Source organism: Vibrio sp. 10N.222.52.C12, from assembly GCF_041474215.1.
GTDB lineage: Bacteria > Pseudomonadota > Gammaproteobacteria > Enterobacterales > Vibrionaceae > Vibrio > Vibrio crassostreae_C.
Window position 1 is genome coordinate 21,985 of the sequence record NZ_JBFRTR010000012.1, and the last position, 21,699, is coordinate 43,683.

The 21,699-nt window shown below is 44.0% G+C and carries 18 protein-coding genes and 1 pseudogene; 8 read left to right on the forward strand and 11 right to left on the reverse strand.

Annotated elements, in window-relative coordinates; genetic code table 11:
- Positions 1-109: 109 nt before the first annotated feature.
- The 4 genes from AB4623_RS02725 to AB4623_RS02740 form a co-directional block, all read right to left on the reverse strand.
- On the reverse strand, positions 110-442 hold the full coding sequence (locus AB4623_RS02725; RefSeq protein WP_017060508.1) for an Hpt domain-containing protein: 333 nt from the start codon (positions 440-442) through the stop codon (positions 110-112).
- A complete protein-coding gene (locus AB4623_RS02730; protein ID WP_372145710.1) occupies positions 436-2,025 on the reverse strand; it encodes a response regulator in 1,590 nt (529 codons plus the stop codon). The genes AB4623_RS02725 and AB4623_RS02730 overlap by 7 nt, the downstream gene beginning before the upstream one ends.
- A gap of 289 nt (positions 2,026-2,314) precedes the next feature.
- Positions 2,315-3,865, reverse strand: coding sequence for a DHA2 family efflux MFS transporter permease subunit (locus tag AB4623_RS02735; RefSeq protein ID WP_017060506.1), 1,551 nt, complete (start codon positions 3,863-3,865; stop codon positions 2,315-2,317).
- A 3-nt stretch (positions 3,866-3,868) separates the two neighbouring features.
- Positions 3,869-4,933 (reverse strand): HlyD family secretion protein, encoded by a 1,065-nt coding sequence (locus AB4623_RS02740; RefSeq protein WP_017072190.1) that lies wholly within the window; start codon positions 4,931-4,933, stop codon positions 3,869-3,871.
- 128 nt (positions 4,934-5,061) lie between these two features.
- Between AB4623_RS02740 and AB4623_RS02745 the strand changes: the two genes are divergently transcribed.
- Positions 5,062-5,973 carry a LysR family transcriptional regulator gene (locus AB4623_RS02745; protein WP_017060504.1) on the forward strand — a complete coding sequence of 304 codons (912 nt, stop codon included), beginning with the start codon at positions 5,062-5,064 and terminating at the stop codon, positions 5,971-5,973.
- 160 nt (positions 5,974-6,133) lie between these two features.
- Here AB4623_RS02745 and AB4623_RS02750 read toward each other — a convergent pair whose 3' ends face one another.
- The 5 genes from AB4623_RS02750 to AB4623_RS02770 form a co-directional block, all read right to left on the reverse strand.
- Positions 6,134-6,991: a polysaccharide lyase family 7 protein gene (locus AB4623_RS02750; RefSeq protein ID WP_017060503.1), complete on the reverse strand. Its 858-nt coding sequence runs from the start codon at positions 6,989-6,991 to the stop codon at positions 6,134-6,136.
- Between the two features lie 247 nt (positions 6,992-7,238).
- On the reverse strand, positions 7,239-9,587 hold the full coding sequence (locus AB4623_RS02755) for a glycoside hydrolase (RefSeq protein WP_372145712.1): 2,349 nt from the start codon (positions 9,585-9,587) through the stop codon (positions 7,239-7,241).
- Positions 9,588-9,690: 103 nt separating this feature from the next.
- Positions 9,691-10,503: a DUF2861 family protein gene (locus AB4623_RS02760; RefSeq protein ID WP_017060501.1), complete on the reverse strand. Its 813-nt coding sequence runs from the start codon at positions 10,501-10,503 to the stop codon at positions 9,691-9,693.
- Positions 10,503-11,150 (reverse strand): response regulator transcription factor, encoded by a 648-nt coding sequence (locus AB4623_RS02765; RefSeq protein WP_136973490.1) that lies wholly within the window; start codon positions 11,148-11,150, stop codon positions 10,503-10,505. Before AB4623_RS02765 ends, AB4623_RS02760 begins: the two co-directional genes overlap by 1 nt.
- A complete protein-coding gene (locus AB4623_RS02770; protein WP_372107115.1) occupies positions 11,128-12,537 on the reverse strand; it encodes a DUF3404 domain-containing protein in 1,410 nt (469 codons plus the stop codon). Before AB4623_RS02770 ends, AB4623_RS02765 begins: the two co-directional genes overlap by 23 nt.
- A gap of 243 nt (positions 12,538-12,780) precedes the next feature.
- Here AB4623_RS02770 and AB4623_RS02775 point away from each other — a divergent pair, with 243 nt between their 5' ends.
- Both AB4623_RS02775 and AB4623_RS02780 read left to right on the forward strand, forming a co-directional pair.
- Complete coding sequence (locus AB4623_RS02775; RefSeq protein ID WP_017060498.1) at positions 12,781-13,314, forward strand: YbhB/YbcL family Raf kinase inhibitor-like protein; 534 nt, start codon at positions 12,781-12,783, stop codon at positions 13,312-13,314.
- 56 nt (positions 13,315-13,370) lie between these two features.
- A complete protein-coding gene (locus tag AB4623_RS02780; RefSeq protein ID WP_372135544.1) occupies positions 13,371-14,168 on the forward strand; it encodes a helix-turn-helix transcriptional regulator in 798 nt (265 codons plus the stop codon).
- Positions 14,169-14,197: 29 nt separating this feature from the next.
- Here the strand turns inward: AB4623_RS02780 and AB4623_RS02785 are convergent, their stop codons facing one another.
- Positions 14,198-15,391 carry a CynX/NimT family MFS transporter gene (locus tag AB4623_RS02785; RefSeq protein ID WP_102320431.1) on the reverse strand — a complete coding sequence of 398 codons (1,194 nt, stop codon included), beginning with the start codon at positions 15,389-15,391 and terminating at the stop codon, positions 14,198-14,200.
- Between the two features lie 132 nt (positions 15,392-15,523).
- Between AB4623_RS02785 and AB4623_RS02790 the strand changes: the two are divergent.
- The 5 genes and pseudogenes from AB4623_RS02790 to AB4623_RS02810 form a co-directional block, all read left to right on the forward strand.
- Positions 15,524-16,141 (forward strand): annotated as a pseudogene (locus AB4623_RS02790) (D-serine ammonia-lyase); the annotation flags it as partial.
- A gap of 225 nt (positions 16,142-16,366) precedes the next feature.
- Positions 16,367-17,167, forward strand: a complete 801-nt coding sequence (locus AB4623_RS02795; protein WP_372107119.1) for a hypothetical protein — start codon at positions 16,367-16,369, stop codon at positions 17,165-17,167.
- 226 nt (positions 17,168-17,393) lie between these two features.
- A complete protein-coding gene (locus AB4623_RS02800; RefSeq protein WP_102331902.1) occupies positions 17,394-17,855 on the forward strand; it encodes a lipoprotein in 462 nt (153 codons plus the stop codon).
- A gap of 357 nt (positions 17,856-18,212) precedes the next feature.
- The gene (locus AB4623_RS02805) at positions 18,213-19,076 is read left to right on the forward strand and encodes a delta-class carbonic anhydrase (RefSeq protein ID WP_017072180.1); all 864 of its coding nucleotides are present in this window, start codon (positions 18,213-18,215) and stop codon (positions 19,074-19,076) included.
- A 234-nt stretch (positions 19,077-19,310) separates the two neighbouring features.
- Complete coding sequence (locus AB4623_RS02810) at positions 19,311-19,937, forward strand: LysE family translocator (RefSeq protein ID WP_017064660.1); 627 nt, start codon at positions 19,311-19,313, stop codon at positions 19,935-19,937.
- Positions 19,938-20,039: 102 nt separating this feature from the next.
- On the opposite strand, the gene AB4623_RS02815 is transcribed toward AB4623_RS02810, so the two are convergent.
- Positions 20,040-21,422, reverse strand: coding sequence for an MATE family efflux transporter (locus tag AB4623_RS02815; protein ID WP_017064659.1), 1,383 nt, complete (start codon positions 21,420-21,422; stop codon positions 20,040-20,042).
- Positions 21,423-21,699 lie beyond the last annotated feature (277 nt).

A 21,699-nucleotide genomic window follows, 5' to 3' on the forward strand; every position in this document is an offset into this window, starting at 1 on the left:
GAAATGATGAGAAAAATGTTAAGAGTCGAGGTTCAATGTTTCCAAGCACCTCAACTCTTTTAGCTGTGTCGGCTGTTAAGTATCGCCATGCACGTTTTAATTCTATCGACTAATAAGTGCTAAGAACCTCATCGATTTGCTGATTAATGATCTTCATTTCGCTGTAGATAACCGAAAGATCATCATCTTGCGGCGCAAGCTTATTGAGTGTGTTTTGTTCTACTCTTTCCAATGCAACTGTGGCCGTTTCTTCACCAAAGCTGGCTAAAATGCCTTTTAAGGTGTGCACGGTAAAATGAAGCTTGCCCCAATCTTGTTGTTGAACCAACTCTTCGATCTCTTGTAGCGAATTGCCATGGTCTTCTTGATATGTAGACAAAACGGCGTAAATGACGTCTCTGTCATTGTCTAAATAGGCGTTTAAAGCATCAAAGTCTAGCATGTGGACTCCTGTCGGCTGAATGTTGAAAATGGGCTAGGCGGCTTAGTGGAAAAACCATACCTTGATGAATCACTAATCCATTGATTCCATTTTGGAGGAAGTTCTAACTGTAAGATTTCTTCTAGATAGTCGTCGCTAAGTTTCTCATCTATATGAGCTTTATTGACGGCGTATATATAGTCAAGTTTGGCGGCAACTGAATATGGGTAACTGTGAATGTAGTCCTTTATTTCTTGGATCGAACCCAAATTTTCAATGTTTATACACGTTGAAGGGTCGACATTTTTGGACTCAAGTTGGTGATTTATGGCTTCTCCACGAGATTTGAGACATTCCACTGTTAAATGATAAAGAGAGTACTCACCAAAGTGGGCGAGCATGGGTAATAACTGAGTGAGCAAATAAGTCGGTTGGCTGTGGAAATTGTTCGCTAACAGTGTCGAAGCTCTAATCACTTTTTTGTGGGCAATCTGAGGGCTATTTTCGATGAGCAATATGCTGCTCTGAAATAGGGCAAGGCTGGCCAAGACTTGCTGCTGTTGTTTTACCGGAAGTTTCAGGTTTACCAACTCGGTGAATTGGTTGGCGTGCTCAAGCAAAATACGTTTGTACTTTAGTTGCGTCTCGCGCTGATACGTTGCTTTTAAGGAATTAAAGTGCGCACCAATGGAATGGATGACATCAATGTCAGCAGCTGAAATGTGGGTTGCATACATCTCACCTAACTTTATGATCATATGTGTGTTATCTGCGTTCTCAGCTAAGTCGATGGCCCTGATTGCACGATGGCTGATGCTGGGAGTCATCTCAAATGCACGAATCGCTAATTTAAGAGCAGGCAGCAGCATTTTATGTTTTTCATAGATACAGCTTAAGCAGTCAATCACGCTCAATGAGAGTGGCTGTGCTATTAGAAAATTGTGGAGCTTATCTATGGCTAAATTTGGCTTGCCTAAGCTGTCGAGAATCAGCGCCTCAGCCACCAATTTGGTTGGGTGCATGTTGGTTTTGGAGTTGTTAATGACGCTAGAGAGTAACTGCCATTTCTTACCTGCAATTAAATGTTCAATCAATGTCGCTTCGAACTGAACGCTAGTACCATTAGGGGAGATCGCCAAAGCTTGAGCTAATCTCTCTTGACTGGCAATGGGATACAAATCATTCAGTTGGGTGAGTTTCTTTGAAACGGACACGGCACTTTGGATCTTTTTACTCAACGTTTGAGTATTAATCGGTTTAGAAACGAAGTGGTGTGCTTCACCTGAAAGGGCGGTTAATACTGTTTCCTGACGCATATCCCCAGAGAGCAAGATTGTCGCCACAGTATGATCGATGAGGCGGTTTCGATACAGAATGCCCAACAGCTCAAAGCCAGTAAAAGACTGTTCTAAGTGGTAGTCAATGAGGAGTACATGAAAAGAGTGTGTCTCGACCGCTTTAATGGCTTTTCGATAGTCGGTCGCAATAAAAATACAGTCGCGCGAAACTCCCAAACTAGCCAGTTGCTGCTTAATAAGTATTGTTGCGCTTTTAGAGTCGTCGACGATCAAAATTCGAAGGTCTGTTGGTAAGGTCAAATCCATTTTCCTTAATACCAAATGTTATTTTTTAATTTAGGTGTCAAGTTGCACATTGTCAAGGTGCCTATATCACATACAAACACTCAATAAACTATTGGTAATTAAAGAGTATTAGATAACATTTATGAAAGCCTTCAAACGCAGGTGACTTTTACCTGATTTTAGTGGGGTTATACGTGTTTTAGAAATAAAAAAGAGGCAAGCCGATAAGCTCACCTCTCTGTTTTATTGTTCGAGTTTTTATTCGAAATGTTGTTCTTTGCTTGAAGTTTTATTTACCGAAACTCTAGCGTTAATCACGCATGTTTAGAATCAATACTGCCGCTAGAGCCAAGAACGCCGTCATCATTAAGAACACATCGTTGTAAGCCATGATGGCTGCGTCACGTTGCATTGTGCCGAGCAAACTTGCTTGTGCTTGTTGCATCGCAGTTGCGGCATCACTTCCTGACTGAATGAAAAACGCTTGTTGTTGCTGAAGCGTCTGCCAACCAAGTTGACTCACTGAAGGTAGCGACTCCTTGATGTGTGCTAAGTGCTCACGGGTTTTGTTATCCAATAGCGTAGCGATAATCGCGATGCTGAAAGCGCCCCCTAAGTTCCGCATTACGTTGGTTAACGTTGATGCGTCTGGCGTGTCCATTTTGCTGATGTTCTTCATGGCAACCAAAGACAGCGGAACCATGATGAACGGACTACCAATAGCACGCAGAACCATAGATAAAATCAGCTGTTGCCCGCCAAAATCGATTGTCATGTGTGTATTTACGTAACAACTAAAACCGAACATCGCGAAGCCAAAGGTAACCAAGTACTTAGGCTTAATGATCTGTGTTAGCTTTGGCACAATTGGGAATATCAGAAGCTGTGGGAAACCCATCCACATTAGCACTTCACCAATTTCCATCGCGTTATATTGCTGAATTTGAGTGAGATACATCGGTAGAACATAGATAGAGCCGAGCAATGCCATTCCTAGAATCAAATAGGCGATACAAGACATCGCAAATTGCCCATCCCGCAATAGCCGCAGGTTAACCAATGGCTTCTTGTGTTGGAGTTCGTTTATCACGAAGTAAACCAAACTCACCGCCGACACGATACTCAAGCCAATAATAAAGCTCGAACTGAACCACTCTTCACGGTTACCTTCTTCTAACACCACTTCCAAACAACCTAGCCCTAATGCCATGGTGGCGATACCAAACCAATCGGCTTTTTTCAGCGTGCCAAGGTCGAGCTTTTCATCGTCCAAGCCATATCGGATCATGGTGATCACAAGCAAAGCTGGCGGAATATTGATGTAGAAAATATAGTGCCACGAGAAGTTCTCCGTCAGCCAGCCACCAAAGGTAGGGCCAATCGATGGAGCAAAGGTCGCGGTTACACCAAACAGTGCCATACCCACAGCACGCTTGTTGACCGGCAATAACTGAATCACCAGCGAGAAAGCAAGCGGGATTAGAGCACCACCACTGAAGCCTTGCATCGCGCGGAAAACGATCATCGAGGTCATGTTCCAAGAGAACGAACACAACAAAGATGAAATGGTGAAAATGGCTGTCGTCCACGTGATATAACGGCGTTTACCGAGCGCTTTAGAAAGCCAACCACTGAGTGGGATAGCGATCATCTCTGCGACTAGGTAAGACGTAGAGATCCACGAGCTTTCATCCAAGGTGGCTGATAGCGCACCTTGAATATCTTTGAGAGACGAGTTGGTGATCTGAATATCCAAGATCGCCATAAACGCGCCAATCAAGCCGCCAAATAGGGCGATCCAATGGCGTCTCGAAACCTCGTCATCATCATTTGTTTGGGTGACAACACCAGCGTTACTCATGGTCTAGCCTCGTTTATCGATGGTCGCTACCACAGACAAACCAGGAAGCAGTCGACCTTTCAACTCTTGCTGATCTGGAATAGTAATTTTAACCGGTACACGTTGAACGATTTTAGTGAAGTTACCGGTCGCGTTTTCTGGTGGTAGGAGCGCAAATTTAGCGCCAGTCGCAGGGGAGAAACTGTCTACCACACCTTCAAGAGGCTGCCCCGGGAACGCATCCAGCTCTACTTCAACCGTCTGACCTTTGTGAATACCACTTAGCTGTGTCTCTTTGAAGTTGGCTTCAATCCACACTTGGTTGTTTGGTACCAAGCTCATCAGTGGTGCGCCTGCTTGAATCAGCAAGCCTTCACGTACGCTGCGTTTACCAATCACGCCATCTGCTGGCGCGTAAATTTTGGTGTAATCAAGGTTAAGCTGTGCTTGATCTCTCTGGGCTTGAGCTTCGGTCACGGATGCATTTGCTTGCTCAATCTCACTAGCGATAACGGTTAATTGGTCATTGGTTGCAACGAGGTTTGCTTTTGCTTCTTCTAAATCTGCCTGAGTTACTTTTTGTTGTGCAACCATGCTATCGACTTCATCTTGAGACGCGTAGTTACGCTTTAGTAAGCTACGAGAACGTACCACTTGTTGAATCGCGCGTTCGTATTCAGCTTGTGCAGAATCAACGCGGCTTTCTGCTTGATTGATCTTGCTACGTTGTAACGTTTGTTGTGCCACTAGATTTTTGACGTCTGATTGCACGACGCTTAAATGGGCGTTTGCTTGAGCGAGTGCTGACTGGTAATCACGGTCATCGATTTGAACCAGCAAATCACCTTCTTTAACCGATTGGTTATCACTCACATAAGACTTAACAATATAGCCAGAGACCTTAGGGCTAATATTCGTGATGTCGCCTTGTAGGTAGGCATTGTCGGTAGATTCAAAGTACTGGCCATAGCCGTACCAGTATCCAGCACCGGCTAAACCCAATGACAGCATGATCGCAGTAGCAATAAGCGGAGCTTTTTTACGTTTTTTTGTGCTTACTGTTTGCGAAGCGTTGTTGTTCTCTGTCATTTTTTCTTTCTCATTTTGTTTTTATTTAGATGTAACGAATTGTAAATGAATTCGATTGATTGATAAGATAGGAAAAAAGGGAAACACTGTTGCAAAAATCTAACTAATGGCGCTTTGGGAGAAGTACGATGGACTTAAATGCTGTGACTGTTTTTACACAAGTTGTTGATTGTGGGAGTTTCACGCACGCAGCTGAAGCATTGAACATGACCAAGTCGACCGTCAGCCGAAAGCTAGACGAGCTGGAACAGCATCTAGGTGTGAGGTTGATCACTCGTTCGACACGAAGTTTAGTCTTAACGCCAGAGGGTGAGCGCTTTTATCAGTCGAGCATGCAGATGCAAGAGATCATGAACCAAGCTGAGCTAGAGGTTTCAGCCAATCAGGATTTGATCCGAGGGCAGTTAAATGTTGTGTTGCCTGTCGAATTGGGGCATCAAGTATTAGCTAAATACATCCACAGCTTCCTAAAAGAGCACCCAAACGTGACTTTGAACTTAGAACTGTCGAATCGAGAAGTCGACATCATTGCGGAGGGGATCGATCTTTACGCACAAATTGGTGAGCTAGTGGACTCGAGCTTGGTTTCTCGCTACCTCACAACATCAAAGCGTGTATTGGCAGCCAGCCCTGAGTATTTAGAGCAGTTCGATGACGTCTCTTCACCCGATGATCTTGAACCGCCATTCAGAATGATTGAGGTGGTGAACAAGGCCGCGCGTCTACCCAAGTGGCATTTACAATTAGAAGGCGGTGAGTCGATTTTGATCGATCTGCCGTGTCAGTTACGGGTGAATACCATCACGGCATGCCTAACAGCTTGTGTAGATGGGCTCGGCTTGGCGGTGCTTCCTGAATTCATTTGTCGTGAGCACTTCAAGACAGGCAAGTTGATTCGTTTGCTACCTGAATATGAGATGCCGGAAGTTTCAGTAAGCCTAGTGTATGCAGACAGGCAGTTGATGCCGAAACGTAAGAAGGTCTTTATCGACTATCTACTGACTGCTTTTCAAAATAGAGCCAATCAAATAACGAAATAAAGGCATATTGTATTGGGAGCAACAGAAGGAATCGGCTGCCTAACTGTTGATTAGTTGTAATTCATTGACAATGACCAATAACATTGAAAAGAGAAAAACGAACTTGTTAACAAGTTCGTTTTTTTCTGATTGCTAATGTAGTTGTAGGCTAAGTATCGAACTAGCTCTTTTTCTCTGTGTACTCTAGCTTGTAGAAGTGAGCTTCACTTTGTCCATTCGTAAATTGGTTGTATACGCCAGCTTTGAAGTAGCTTAATAGGTGACGCCAGTAGTCAATATCCTGCTCAACTTTACGTTCACCGTTTACGTCAACAATAAGTTTCTTATCACCCACGATTAAATCAAATGCTGTTGGTTTGCCTTGTGGTGCTTTGCCTAAATCATACTGAGAATATGCTACGTCTGATTTGCACATTTCCTTGTCTTGGTTTTTCTTGCCGAACGATCCTTTACAAATTACAGCGTTGTTTTTAATGATTGCCCAGAAATGCCCTTCAATACCATTATTGTCACGTTTCCATACAACACGAAGCAAAGGGTGAGGGACATTGTGAGTACCAAGATCATCTAAGCCTTTGTTATGTACTTGTAGGAATGTAATCTCGTCTTGCTTAGAGTCTGAGTTCTTCATCGACTCTTCAGGTTTTATGATCTCCACCTCCGAACTTAATGTGTATGTTTCATTTGTTAAGTCTGTGCGGAAGTTTTCCTGAACGCGTAGCTCGTTGCGCAGGTGGTCATTCTTCATGGTAAAGACTAGCGCTTCACTTTCTTTGTCGACATAGAAGTTGTTGTTCACAATGCCGTCGTAGTTATTATCGAGCGCAAAATAGTCTTTGTTGCCTTTCTTTCCGTTTGGATCTGAAATTTGAAGTTCAGAAACTGACAAAACATTTTGGTATTGAGAGTAATTAGAAGGTTCGCCTAAAGCTCCTTCTGGATTCGAAAACTGAACATTAGCGATTGCCGAAGAAGAAAAGGCAAGAAGGGCACAGCAAGTGAGTAGGGTCTTTTTCATCAAAAATATCTCTTTTGTATTATTATCATTCAATATAAGCATTGATATCACTTTTGAGATTTATGTGAAAACATCTGTGTTTGAAATTGTGGTCGGCACCCAATTTTCTTGTACAAAAATAGAGAGAATTAGGTGTCGATTGGGATTGGTACCTGAGTGTCAAAGGTGTGGATTTTTGCTCGTTAACAACACTACCTGCTAACCCGTAATAGTGAATAAGGTGAGGCTTAAAAACGGCACGTTCAAACTAGTTAGGCTCTGATTTCCACTCTAACGTTTGTCCGTTGCTCAATACGGCTTTTATAGCGCTCGGCGAGACTTTAAGGCCTCTCTGATGAAAGGTTTGATCTGAAAAATTGGCAATGATCTTACTCCCGTCACTGAACTCAGTTTGTTGAACATCGCCGCTCTTATCTAACCATTTGGAATCGACTAACTGTTTATCCCATAACTGTTCGTGCATTGGTTCAAAGCCATCTTGATAGTGTTTGAGTGCTTTGATTCTCTGGCTTGAACTTGATAAAGCTTCATCTCTGGTCAAGTGAACCATCGGTGGTGTGTTGTACAGCATGGCGGTTAAGTCACGTTCTGCTTGTACATTAGTGAACTTAAGGCTGTCTGAATGCCAATGGTGCGTATTGATTACTTCATCATGGAAAACGGCTTGGTAAAGTGGAATTCGATATTGTGGCGAAAATAGTAGCGACTTGTAGGGCTCTTTAACCTCGGCCGGCTTAAAGAAGAAGTCAGGCTTGTGGTCTGGGTACCAACGACCTAAGTAATAGGGAGATTGGCGGTTCTCTTTCATGTCTTTGTCTGTCCATCCAAAACCAACCGTTTCTAAGCCGTGTGCAAACGCGATGCCTTTTGTTGTTAGGCTGTTGCCGTCTTCAGAGCCTAATACTAACGAAGGTTGCTCGCTAAGCCACTTCATTCGGTTGTTGAACGCAGAAAGCATGTCTGATTCGTCGTTTGTATTGCCATTACTGTCTATAGAGACGCGGTAATCTTCACGTGCCATGGCGGTTGCATCAACATCTAAGAACAAGCTGTTGAAGTTGCCGAATCTCATAATGTCTTGAGCACGCTGTTTTACGTATTCTAAATGGCAGTTCGGGTTTAAGTAAAAGCCGTTTCCACGAAATCCTTTTTTCAAACTCCCATCCGCTAGTTCAATCGCACAACTTTGACGCATCGGCTCTGGTAATTGAGCGGTTAGCCAGTTGTCATTGAGCTTCGCAGGAATTGCGGTGTTGTAGGAATCGTAAGTACCGACCAGATATCCGGACTGTTTTGCCAGGCCCACAGCGTTAGGTTGATAGAATTCTGGCATCCAATTATCGAATCCAAGCCACAGTTTGTTTAAGCCTGCCTTATTTAGATTAGCGACCATGTCTGAAGACAGCGCTTGTCCCCAAGTCTCTGACGAGTTTAGGTAAGGGGAAGCGTGCTCTAGCAACCAGTTCTTCTTATCCTGTGCTGCTTTATATTGCGCTTTAATCGTGTTGTCTTCGAGTGTCGGATTACCAACAGGATATAACACCTGCAATGACTGGCTAATAGAGTCCAACAATAGTTGTTTGTGGTACTGACTGAACCAATCTTTCCCCTTGGAGAGTGACGATAGCTCTCTTTTCGCTTCCGCAGAAACATTGAGTTTAGAGCCCTCTAGATACCATGTTTTCAATCCCCACCAGTCACTCACATCTTGGATGCTTAATGGGTCTTTGCCAAATAGGTAAACGTGGCTCGCGCCGATCAACTTAGTCACATCTGGATTGCGCTTTTGCTTTGCTACAAGCGTTTCAGACTGGTCATTATTGATGCGCCAATCTCGGTATTGTTTGGCACCATCTAACCACGAGTCTCCGAGGGTGATACGAACAAGAAAAGGTTGTGACTGATTGAGCATCGTAAATTGGTGTGCTGCCTTCATATCAATTTTGGTTTTTGTATTTGAGGAAGCATTAGAGGATGCATCTGAAAAGAGCAGTTGATTGTTGGTTGCATTAACCATTTGATAGCTAATGAAATGATTGTTGTGCTGTACTGTCCAAAAAGGCATCTTCAAGTCTTGAGTAGTGTTACTTCCAGAATGGTTACCGACGAGATAACTTGCCCAAAGCTTGTTGTCAGTAGGCACGCGCATACCTTCACTAAACGGAAGAAATAGTGTCTGAGTTTGTTGTTCGGCAAGATCAAACCACGCCAATTCGATGGGTTTGTTTCGTTTCACCTGTATATTTGAAGGTAAGCTGAACTGAAAAGTGAGCTGGTCTTGATTAAGCTCTGCCTTAACGTTTATTCCACTGGGTACTAAGGTCCAAGTGGCGATTTTTGCTGAGTCAGCTTTATCGGAAAAGCCAATGACCAGATTGGTCGCTTTCTGTGGTTGGCTATCAACGGTGAGAGCAGCACTGTTAACGCTTAAGCCGTTCCAATCGACCTCTAAAGTATTCGATGAGGTAGCGACGGTATTGTTGTTACTGGTGAGCGTTATTTGGCTCGCTTGTGCGTTGGATGAAAACAGACAAGCTGTTGTTAAAGCCACAATGGCAAAATTAGAAAGATTGAGTGGGTGACGTACGCTGAGCATATTTAGATTCCGTAAAGGGTAACTACGGTTATTACACCTAAGTAGCGCTAGTGCTTTGTCACCTATATGTCTCTATTTTCTGTTTGGCTTTAGTGGTTTTCCATTAGAAAGGCACGGCGACGCGCTGCACATATTGGACTTCAATAGCGCCTTGGTATTCAAACATTTCAACCGAAGCACTCAAGTGCTTGGCTTTGGTTCCAAGTGGACTTTCTGTGGGAACGGGTGCTTGCGCTGTTTTGATTGGCACTTTGTAACCCAGCAGGTTGTAGTTTTCATCAAACCATTGCCAACTCACGTTAGCGTCGGGGCAGTTGTCGATCACCTTTGGAGGCGAGAGCACGATATGTGGTTCGCTGAGTTTACTTTCGAGCGTCAGCCATCGATTACTGTTATTTAAAGCGACAATAATAGGGTAGTGATTTGAACCTATCTTTAGTTGATAAACACCAGATTCGGGTTTGATGAACATTTCATTGGTTTCAATCTCTTGATACTCATTATTGGAAGCGAGTTGTCCATCGAGAAGGACTTTACCTTTAGGCGATACCAAAGAAAGAGTTTGAGTTTCTGAGCCTTTGCTGAGTTGCTCGGCAGAGACTTTGATTTGATAACCGTGCGACGACAGGCCATAGCGTCGAATGAAGCTGACTTGGATGTGGTGTTTTGGCTCAGCACTTTGTTTGAGTAAGGTTCCACATTGAGTCTGGCTCAGGATCTCTTGTTTGACTGGCAGCCAAAGCTCACTATCGAGTGATTTGTGATCGAGTGCGATTTGCAGCTCTTGCCACGCAACTTGAGGTTGGTCATCAAGTAGAGATTGATAGGTGTGCTGCAATGGCGTGTCGGTAAACCATGCCGCATGACTTGCGAGCGGCAATGTGTAGATCAGTGCGGTTAACGAAGTAACTTTCATTATGATTCCCCGGCCAAGCGGTAATCAACGCCACGATGTGTTTCTATATTCAATGTTGGCAGCTTCTGGCGTAAGCGCAGTATGTGATTATCAATAGTTCGGGTACTAGGAAAAGCCTGATATCCCCAAATCTTATTGAGTAATTCATCTCGGTGAAACACACGACTTTGGTTCTGAACAAACAGTACCAATAGCTGAAACTCTTTAGGTTTTAGTGTTACAGGGCTTTCATCCAGATAAGCGATCCGTTCCGACAAGTTGATTTGGATATTTGCGTAAGTTAAGAGGCTCACACCTAACGGACGTAGCTGGGTAATGACTCGAGCGAGTAATTCGTCGTTCGAAAATGGTTTAGTCACATAGTCTTTGGCACCCGCCATTAAACCTTCAACACGTTGTTGAACTTCTACTTTAGCGGTCAACACAATCACAGGCAGCGCTTTGAGGAGCAACCAGTTTGGAAGGTGTTGCAAGCTGTCCCCATCTTCAAGCTGTCGATCCAGTATCACAAGATCGGCTCGAAACCATTTCTTACTGGCATTCTCTGAATCCTTCGCCCAAAGGCATTGGTAACCATTGGATTCAAAGATGCTGACGAGGCCTTGTCCAAGCAGTTGGTCGTCTTCAATCAGCAGTAGGGTGTTCATAAGCAATTTCCAAAATACATCGGGTTGGGTTACGAAGAATAATGAGACGGCCATTCGCTTGCTTCATCAAGTGCTCGACAATAGTCAGGCCAATGCCCATGTTATCCAGTTCGTGCGTTTCACTTGGCGTGACACCAGACATGAGCCGTTGTATCGGTGAAGGGAAGTGCCCCTCGTCTTGTACCTCAATCGTCAGCTTGTCACCGAGTTCGACCTTTACCAAAACCTCACCTTTACCATGTTGTTTGGCATTCTTGATTAGATTATCCAAGCAGATGGTTAGCCAGTAATAGGGAAGGTTCAGTTCAACTTCACGCGCTTCACATTGATAAGAAATATTGTGCTTTTCACAGACATGATCGAGCCACTCTTCTAATGAAGCGTTTTGCTTCAACAAAGGCTCTGACTGATCCGAACTTAGGTACACTTTGCTGTTTTCGGTGAGCTGAGAAAGCCTTTGATAGTCAGATATTAAACGCCAAACCGCACTTTGAGTATCATCAGAAAAGTCATCGTAGCGATTTCTAAACATTTCGACGGTTAAGCCTAGGCTAGTAATAGGCGTGCGCAGTTCATGAGTAAGAAGCTGTAAAACGAACTGCCTCTCTTTTCGTTGTTTTGTTCTTAGGTATAAGACTCTAGCGAGCCCGGAAAGCAACGTTAGCAGCAATGTAAAGATCAACGTTTTCATGATCAGATTGTCATTGCTAGGCTCGTTTAAGCACACGTTACTGTAACGAAAAGTACAGGTTTCACCTGCCAAAGATACCTCTTGTTGCTCTGCGATAGGTTGCCAAACATCTAAGGGAATAGCTTTCCAGCCTTGTTCGCCACTTAACCAAAGCACATCATCTTGTTGCCAAGCGCGGTATCCATTGAGCAGTGCTTCTCTGCCTTGTGCACTTAGGCTTTCTAGTTTGTTATATAAAGGGTGCTGAGGGTTGGTAAGACTCAAAAATGGGCGTATCTGCTCGGTCACATCTGGGTAAGCGGCTAAATAACGACCAGCAAAGCTGCCACCGGCAGGGTGACGTTTGGAGTGTGCTGCAAACCAAATCGAATCCAATGTTTGTTGCTGACACAGAGCGAGCTCGAACTCGATGGCTTCATGTAATGAAGGGTTACTGCTTTCAATCGCTTGGCAGTGATCTTGTATTGACGCTAACGCTGCGATGTCGTCCCAACTGAATTGGTTGAAATCAGGATAGCGGCTATTTTCATGGAGCAGAACTTTCGGATACTGAGCCAACTCTTGTTGAGATACTAAGAGTGGGGATGATTGCCAGCTCAGTTGATACAGAGTTTGCCACTTATCTTGCAAACTTTGGGCATTGACTAGGGTTGGGAGCCAAAAGATCAAGCAAAGAGCTAATGTAAACCTGCGCATCCAATCATTCTCGTTAAAAGTCGTGGGGCGAGTCTAAAGAGTTTTGGGCGCGATTTGTAACCTGAATGTCAACAAGTGTTCTTTTAACAACAAATTGTCGAGTGGGTCATGCTTTTAAATAATAAAGTACAAATACAGTAAGTATCATTTATTTGAAATAAAATAGATAATTGTGTACTTACTGTCATTATTGGGCGAAATGAGGGGACTATACTGGGCTCATACCTAATAAGAGGAACCATCATGAAACTCATCATCAAATCAGTATTGGCAATCAGTATTTTGGCTACAGGCTCTGCTCATGCGTTCGAATTAACCAGCAACGATATTCAAGAAGGTCACCCAATGGCAAAGACTTTTGAATACTCTAGTTGGGGTTGTGACGGCGATAATCAATCACCACAATTGATGTGGAAAGATGCACCAGCAGGTACCAAAAGCTTTGCTATCACAGCTTATGATCCAGATGCACCGACTGAAAGTGGCTTCTGGCATTGGGTTGCGTTTGATATCCCTGCAACTGTGAACGAGCTACCTCGCGGTGTCGACATCTCTAAAGTCGGTGGCAAAGAAGGTCGCATTGATTACGGTACAGTTGGCTACGGTGGCGTTTGTCCTCCAGAAAAAGATGGTATGCACCGTTACCAGTTCACGGTTTGGGCATTACCAACGGACAAACTTAACCTCGACGAAAATACGCCGTCGGCTGTGGTTGGATTCACGTTGAACAGCATGGCTTTAGACAAAGCTAAACTGACCGCAACTTATACACGTTAATAGCTTATGTACGTTAAAGCTTATACACGTACATAATAAGTAAACAAGGGGATGAGATGAATCATCAATATCAAGTGACGATCTTTCGTGCAGAGCAGTTACAAAAACTGCGTAATGTGAGGATTCTATCCCCTAGTATCATTCAGATTATTACAGGCAGTAAGCGCCTGTTTTGGAAAGATTCAGCGGCAGAGCTCTCACATTCTGAGCTGTTGTTTTGTGAGGCATCAGCTTCACTAAGTTTTGAGAACATGCCCCACAAAGGGCGCTTCTTGTCGCGAGTGTTCAGCTTTCAATTCCAACCTTCTCAGGCGATGCTTGATTTAAGTGAGGAACGGTCGAATGATCTGGGACTGCCTACAGTAAAAGTGGATCGAAACTTACAAGACTCACTCAATGCTCTGTTCTCTTTTGATACACAGAGCATGAGCAAAGAGACTCAACAGTTTTGGTTGCAGGGCTTGTACCAGCAATTAGCTGAAAAAGGGGTGTTGCATCTATTGTTTGTCAGTGCCAACGTCTCGTTTAGCCAAAAGCTCAGCCATTACCTTTCACATTCACCAGATGAGAAACATCCATTAGAGTCGGTGGCGGAGCGTTTTGCGATGAGCCGAGCCACATTGATTCGGAAGCTCAAACTGGAAGGCATGCAATATCGAGAGGTACTGGCTGAAGTTCGCTTGAGTCACGCGCTTTATCTGATGCAAAACGGACAGCAGAATGTGGCGATGTTGGCTCAGTCTTGCGGTTACCAATCGGAAGGGCGTTTTAGTCAGCGCTTTAAAGGCAAATTTGGTTTGTCGCCAAGTGAATACATCAAAACCGTCGTCAGCCATAGAGTCGCGAGCAAATAAAGTCGCGATACCATAATCATTCTGTTTGCCTAAACGCTCACTTTCTTATCTCGTGCTGCCAATGCCGCGAAAATCGTGCACGCAAAGGCAACAGATGCGATCAACAGAATCGGCACACTCCAAGAATCTGTCTGAGCATGAAGCTTACCCACCAGCGTTGGACCAGTGGCTGCCAACGCATAACCGATTCCCTGAGCCATACCCGACAATGATGCGGCTTGGCTGCTATTCGATGTACGCAAGCCAACAAAAGAGAGCGCGATAATAAATGTCGAGCAGTTGGCTAATCCAAACAGTCCCACCCAAAAGATCGCAAACTCAGGCAAATACAGAAGACCAATCAATCCAACAAATACACTCGATGCACACAGAGTGATGAGCCATTGTTGATTGTCACTTTTGGCTAAGAATGGCAGTAACAGCAGCCCTGGAACCATAGTCGAAAACTGCAAAAATCCATAAATGTAGCCTGCATCGATTTCGCTGTAGCCAAGATCGTTCAAGATCTGTGGCAACCAGCCAGCCAAAGAGTAGAAGGTAAATGAGTTAAGCCCAAGCGCTAACGTTACTTGCCACGCTACGCCGCTTTTAATCATCTGTTTCATCGGCAGAGGTTTGTCTTGTTGCTTGTTATTGCTGGCCGAAGATGAGCGTTTTCTGATTTTAGGCAACCAGATCATCAAAGCTAATATTGGAAATACCAAGTTCATTAACAGCGCTAATTGCCAACCCGTGATCGTAAATAAGGTTAGATTTGAAAACGGCACCATCAAACTTGAGCCTAACGTCGACCCGATGCCCATCGTAAAGATGTACAGAGAAGTCACAGTAGCGATGCGTGTCGGGAAGCTAACTTTCACTACTACAGGCAACAACACATTACCAATCGCGATACCAAGCCCGATCATCACCGTGCCGATATACAAGGTTGGGGTTAACCCAGCAGAGCGCAGTGTAATACCCGTAGTGATCAGAACTAAGCCTAATAACAGGCTAGGCTCTAGACCAATTCGTTGGGATATCTTGGTGACTAATGGTGAGAATAAGGCAAAAGTTAACAGTGGCAAAGCTGTTAAGAAGCCAGCAGCCGATGACGTAAGGTTGAGGCCTTCCATAACCTGAGAAAGCACAGGAGCCAAGCTCGTAAAAGGCCCACGAAGGTTAAGTGCTAGGAATAGAATCCCTAACATCACGAAAATGCTATTACGAAGAGAGGCGCTCATAGGTTGTTCTACTGTTTGCTTATGAGAAGACAGGCTAGCCTACAGATCATTGAATGATTACACAAATACCGTTTAAATAGGTTTACTAATGATTGAACCTGCGCAGTACGCGCTTAGCCAGAAAAGTCACCCATGACTGTATTAAATATCGACAAGCTCATCTCGGACTTCCCACTGCTTCAACAATTGATTGCATTGGAAGAAGTGGTTTGGTTTAACCCAAATGTGACGACTCTGGAGCGCGGTTTGCTTTATGTGGGTTTAGGCGAACAAGATATTCACGATGCGAGCATGAGGCTGCAAAGGTTTGCTCCTTATCTAGCCAAGGCGTTTCCTGAAACTCAAGCGACCAATGGCATCATCGAGTCTGAGCTTGTTGACATTCCATCTATGAAATCAGCATTGGGAGCACATTATCAGCAGCCAATAAAAGGGCGTTTGATGATGAAGAAAGACAGCCATTTGCCGATTTCAGGTTCAATCAAAGCGCGTGGTGGTATTTATGAAGTACTAACACATGCCGAGAAGCTTGCGATTGAAGCGGGGTTACTGTGTGAGAGCGATGACTACAGCAAGCTGCTCGAACCTGAGTTTCGTAACTTCTTCCAACAATACAGCATTGCGGTAGGTTCAACGGGTAATCTAGGCATGTCGATCGGTATCATGAGTGCAAAATTGGGTTTTACGGTCTCTGTTCACATGTCGGCAGACGCGAGAGCTTGGAAGAAAAGCAAACTTCGTGAGCATGGATGGCGTCAACGTTGTTGCAAATATGAGCTGCTAAAAAGATAAGTCATGATAGAAGAGTGTTGTTTATAGCTTGTACACACTCTTTCTCACCTCTAAATCCCACCTTAATTCAAACAATAACTTGCACAGATCGTTATCCAAAACACACATTTTATAAATTAAGCTTCTTAGATGTTCTAACTATCAGTTAGGTTGAGTGGCATTCAACTTGATAGGGATTGAGCAATGCAGACGGACAAAGTGATACAGATAAGACACATAAACACACCAGAAAAATTACTCCAGCGTTTAGATGCGATTGGGGAGTCTTTGGAAGCATCGGGTAAGGCTCATGCTTTGCTGGGATTGGGCTCAGTAGGTATTGAAACAGAACGACTTGATCAGTATTCAGATGTCGATTTTTTCGCAATAGTGCAAACAGGGCACAAGCAGTATTTCTTAGACAGTTTGCATTGGCTATCTGATATTCACTCAATCGACTACGCAGTGAGAAATACCGTCGATGGCTATAAAGTTCTGTACGCTGACGGAATCTTTTGTGAGTTTGCAGTGTTTGAACCCCACGAGTTAGCGCACATTCCGTTTGCTGAAGGGCGTATTGTTTGGCAGCAACATGAATTTGATACACAGTGTTGTGTTTCACCAATAAAAGGGGAGACAGACACTAATTCCCAAGATTGGATCATTGGTGAGGCTCTAACCAATCTTTATGTGGGTATGTCTCGTTATAACCGAGGCGAAAAGCTGTCGGGCAGTCGGTTCGTTCAATCTTACGCACTCGATCGTTTGATCGATCTTGTGGATCAAACTGAACAGTCTGAGCCTGAATTCGTTGATGAATTTATGTCGGATAGAAGGCTAGAAGCACGCTTCCCTAAGTTTGCCCAATTGCTACCAACCTTTACCCAAGGCTACGAGCGCACCGCTGAATCGGCACTTGCCCAACTAGCATTCCTCAACACCCACTTCGCAGTCAACCAAGCCATGTGTGACCGAATCTCTGAACTGTGTTCCAGTAAAGATTAAGCTTATAGCGTGTGAATCCCCAAGCCTAACTGACACCACCTTTCAGATGATAAGCGGCGGGCAACCTAATTGAGCTCTCGAATTATTATTCTTAAGCACTAAACCCGTACGCTTTTGTTTACTCTTCAAGACCGTGACTGTTCGTGTTTACTCCGCTTATCACTGGATGTCGTCAGCCAAATAAAATACAATCAAACAATGTTTTATTAATTCGTGCTTTATCATTATGATGAGAAAATTACTCATATTCATCGTTAGCCTGTTCTTCTTAACAGCCTGTTCTTCAACGAGTAATCATCAGCTAGACGACGAGACATTGAGCAACGAAGACGCTATGTCGAAAAGTATAGAGGGAGAGAGTAATCTCGAGACTTCAAAGGATACAAACGCTGAGACCAGCGTTGATTCTTCCCATGATTCAATCGTTAATCATCAACCACTCACTAACCTTGATTCAAATAAAGACACGATAGCTCACGCCAATGCAGAGCCAGAATCAGTGGAGCCTTCTCAAATAGAAGCGACAGAAACAACTGAAAGCGATGCTAAGAGTGGCGGTGAAAAAGGCATCGGAAGCTATTTTATTCGTCATAATAAACCGACTAAGACGGTGATTAAATCACTAGAGGGCGTGACAGATGCATTGAACGTCATGACGTTTGGGATATTTGCCACCGGTAACGGTTAAATCGTTAACTTAGAACCACAACCTAATAGATAGAATGAAACGTGAAGGCGAGCCAGATGGTTCGCCTTTTTTGATCTTCTAAATCTGGCCACCGTTCTTCCTAAGAATCGTGCTCACTTATCTGAGCTCTGAGTCAGGCGACGGTTAACGTAAATAGGAAATTATTCGTTCTGGAAGGGACTCGCCGAATTTACCCTGTTTGACTTGTTATATGCATCAAGGGTTCTAATACTCATCCCAAAGTAAGCAATGAAATCTAATCTTACAAAGACAAGCCTTATATTCACTTATGAGCATATTAAGATGTTTGCTGTTAAGTCGGTTTAGGTTTAGTTATCAATATTCTAGGGAAGAAAAATGAAGAATAAGAGTGTGTTTTTAAGTGCCGCATTGGTGATGTTGTCAGCTCATGCAAATGCATCAGACGCGAACCATGAGTCTGTATCAGATGGTGTTATCGCAGAACAAAGAGCAAAGCTTTCTGAAAATACCCAAGGACAAGGTTTTGGACCGCAAGCTCCACGAGATTTGGGTTCATTAGAAGGTAAAAATACTAGGCTGTTCTCGGATGCCCCTGATTCAACAGCGATGAACTTATGTAATATTCACTTCCATAAAAATGCTGAGCATAAAGGTGGAGAGTTTACTCAATACGCTGGTAACGGTGATGGTAAGGGATTCCAGAGTGGCTTTAAATACACAGGCAAGCTGAGTTCTGCTGAGCTGAAACCATTTGAGGGCAAGGTTTGTCCGAGCGAGCATGGTTCTTTGCATTCGGGTGACACCATTGAAGTTCACTATGTTTATTCAACGGCGCAAGTTGAACCGGGTGAAACACTGGGTGCTTGTTTTAACGATGCGATTACCAACCCGCAACTGCGTGTAGAAACCCAAGTTTACGTATTAGTGAATGACGACAAAGCACCCGACTTTGAAGCGCTCGCTAAACATTCAAAAGTGAACGGCTTACACCAAGCACCAAACATCCCACAAGATACGGGCTCAGCGATCCAATACGCAGGCTCTACAACGGGTCCTGGTTATAATGAGCAAGGTTCACCTTTCCAAGTAACATGGAGCGTTAGACCACAAGTCGCGAAAGTAAATATCGCGACAGTAGGTAGCTGGTGTGAAGGCAATGACTTTAACGAAGATCACGCCCACGGTGTGAGAAATTTGGTGGTTAACCCTGAGTTGTTATCACCCATTCGTAACGACTAAACGATTCTGGCGAACAAAATGATTAAGGCGAGCCAATAGGTTCGCCTTTTTTATGCCCTAACGAAAAGTACTTAGGTTTAGGTTTAATTAAGTCTGGTGGGTAAATTACGTGCGACACTTGTTCAATACATGAGTTGTGTAAATCGTATTTAGTAAAAAACGTTCTTTACCAGAATCGAAGCTCCATGATACGTTCATGATCAATTATGTTGGGTTATAGAAAAGGACAGTCCAATGTCATTAGAAAGTGCGATTACATTCTTTATTGCCATGTTTGTATTTGGTATTACTCCGGGGCCTGGCGTCTTTGCCATTTTAGCTCGTGCTATGGTTCAAGGATGGCGAAAGTGCGTCACGCTTTCGTTAGGTATGATATGCAGTGATCTTATTTACCTTGCGCTTGCCTGTTTCGGTCTAGCAACGATTGCCGAGAATTGGTCGATTGCGTTTGAGGTGATTCGCTATGTTGGTGCAGCTTATTTGATTTACTTGGGCTACAAGATGTTTAAGAGCCTGCCTGAAGTGCAAGGCTCTGCGGAACTTGCGGCCAAACAGAGTCAGAAATCTGAACTCGCGAGTTTCGCGCAAGGCTTTTTGATTTCAGCATCGAACCCTAAAGTGATTCTGTTTTATATTTCGTTCTTGCCGACTTTTATTGATCTGACTGTTCTGCGCTCACAAGATATCGTATTAGTTTCTGCTTTAGCATCTGTTGCTCTGATGTCAGGCTTAATACTTATCGCTGTGGGCGCGGGCAGAATGGCAGGTTTGTTAAAAACGCCACGCGCACATAAAAGGTTAAACCAAAGTGCTGGTGGAATAATGATTGCTGCTGGCTCATATTTGGCGATAAACAGATAAACACAGTTCAATTTAAATAGAAAAAGCGCGTTATTGCCTTGTGGCAGTAACGCGCTTTTTTGTATTTACTTTCAGGTGCGGTATTCGCTTACTAGAGCAGTATTAGCGAATTGCTGCGTTAATTGAAGGCAGTAAATCGCGCTTCTTAATCACGTATCGCAAGCGAATTAACATCAGCGTAGCAGAGATACTTAAGCCCGTAAGAATACCAATCCAGAAGCCTTCTTCACCCATTGCTGGAACAATGTGGTCTGTTAAGCCCAACACCATACCCAGTGGTAACGCTAAGCCCCAGTATGAAGCGATAGCTAAGATCATCGGGATCTTGGTATCTTTATAGCCACGCAGAGCACCATTTGCAGAGGTTTGCAGAGCATCACTGAATTGGTACATAGCGGTAAAGGTCAATAACACTGCCGCTGTTGCACTGATTACTGGGTCAGTGGTGTAAAGCCTAATGATTAATTCAGGGAACAGTAGGAACATCGCTACCGAAAGCAACGAGATTAATGCTGCCACCAAAATACCGACTTTACTGCGCTCAATCGCGCCAAGTTCATCTTTTTCACCCAAAGCGTGTCCAACACGAATCGTAATGCCAAACGAGATACTCATCGGGATCACATAAGTTAGGCTCGATATATTGAGAGCGATTTGCGCCGCTGCCACATTCTCGGCACCAATACGGCCGATCATCAATGCGATAACCGCAAAGATACTGCCACACACCGCGATGTTCATCCCGATAGGTAAACCTAACCTTAGAAGGTGAAGCATCTCTTTTGCTTTTGGCTTCGCATCTGAAAAGTTGATGATGGTCTTGTAATGGTGATGACCTTTAATGTAGGAATACAACATTCCCGACATTAACCAGTACACCAAGCTTGTCGCCCAACCACAACCTACAGCGCCCATTTCAGGGAAGCCAAACTTACCGTAAATAAGCACGTAGTTGACGGGAATATTAATCAACAAACCAATTACCGAAATGATCATCGGTACTTTGGTGTTGTTCATACCTTCACAAAAACCATTTAACGTGTAGAACAGGGCAATACCCGGCACACCAAAGGCTAGGGCAAACGCATAGTCACTGCCGATAGGAATGATCTCAGCGGCAACCCCAATCCATTCTAAGATCGGTTTCGCACTCACCAAGTAAGCGATAAGCAGTACGCTAGCAATTAATGCCAACCAAACCATCTGGAAGAATTCAACAGAGATGCTCTGAAAGTCACGAGCGCCGCGGTGGTAAGCGACAACAGGCGTTAACGCCATAATCACTCCACGTAGCAACAGCAACACCGGAATCCAGAGGCTAGTGCCGAGTGCAATAGCGGCGAGATCGGCAGGGCTTACTTGGCCAGCCATTGTCGTATCGACAAATCCCATCGCTTGGGTAGCTATTTGAGTCAAAATGATTGGAATCGAAAGATGCATAAGCGCACCCGATTCACGAGTAAAAGGACGAAGTTTCGTTAGCATGGAAGTTCAAAACACCAATAGAAATGCACCAGTGATGGCAGGATGGCCGGTGTGCATTTTAGGATGTGCCCCGTTGGGCGGGCGACAATATAAACACCTTACCGTATAGGGTCAAGCTTTGGATTTATAGAGTTCAACTCGTTCTGAGATAGTCACAGGTTTTGATGGTTACAACACGGGTTTAACGCTCGTAAGTTTATGATTTTTTTGGCGTTATATTGGTTAGGTAATTTCTGTATTTGCTACGCTTATCACTAAGGTTACGGTATAAGTGATT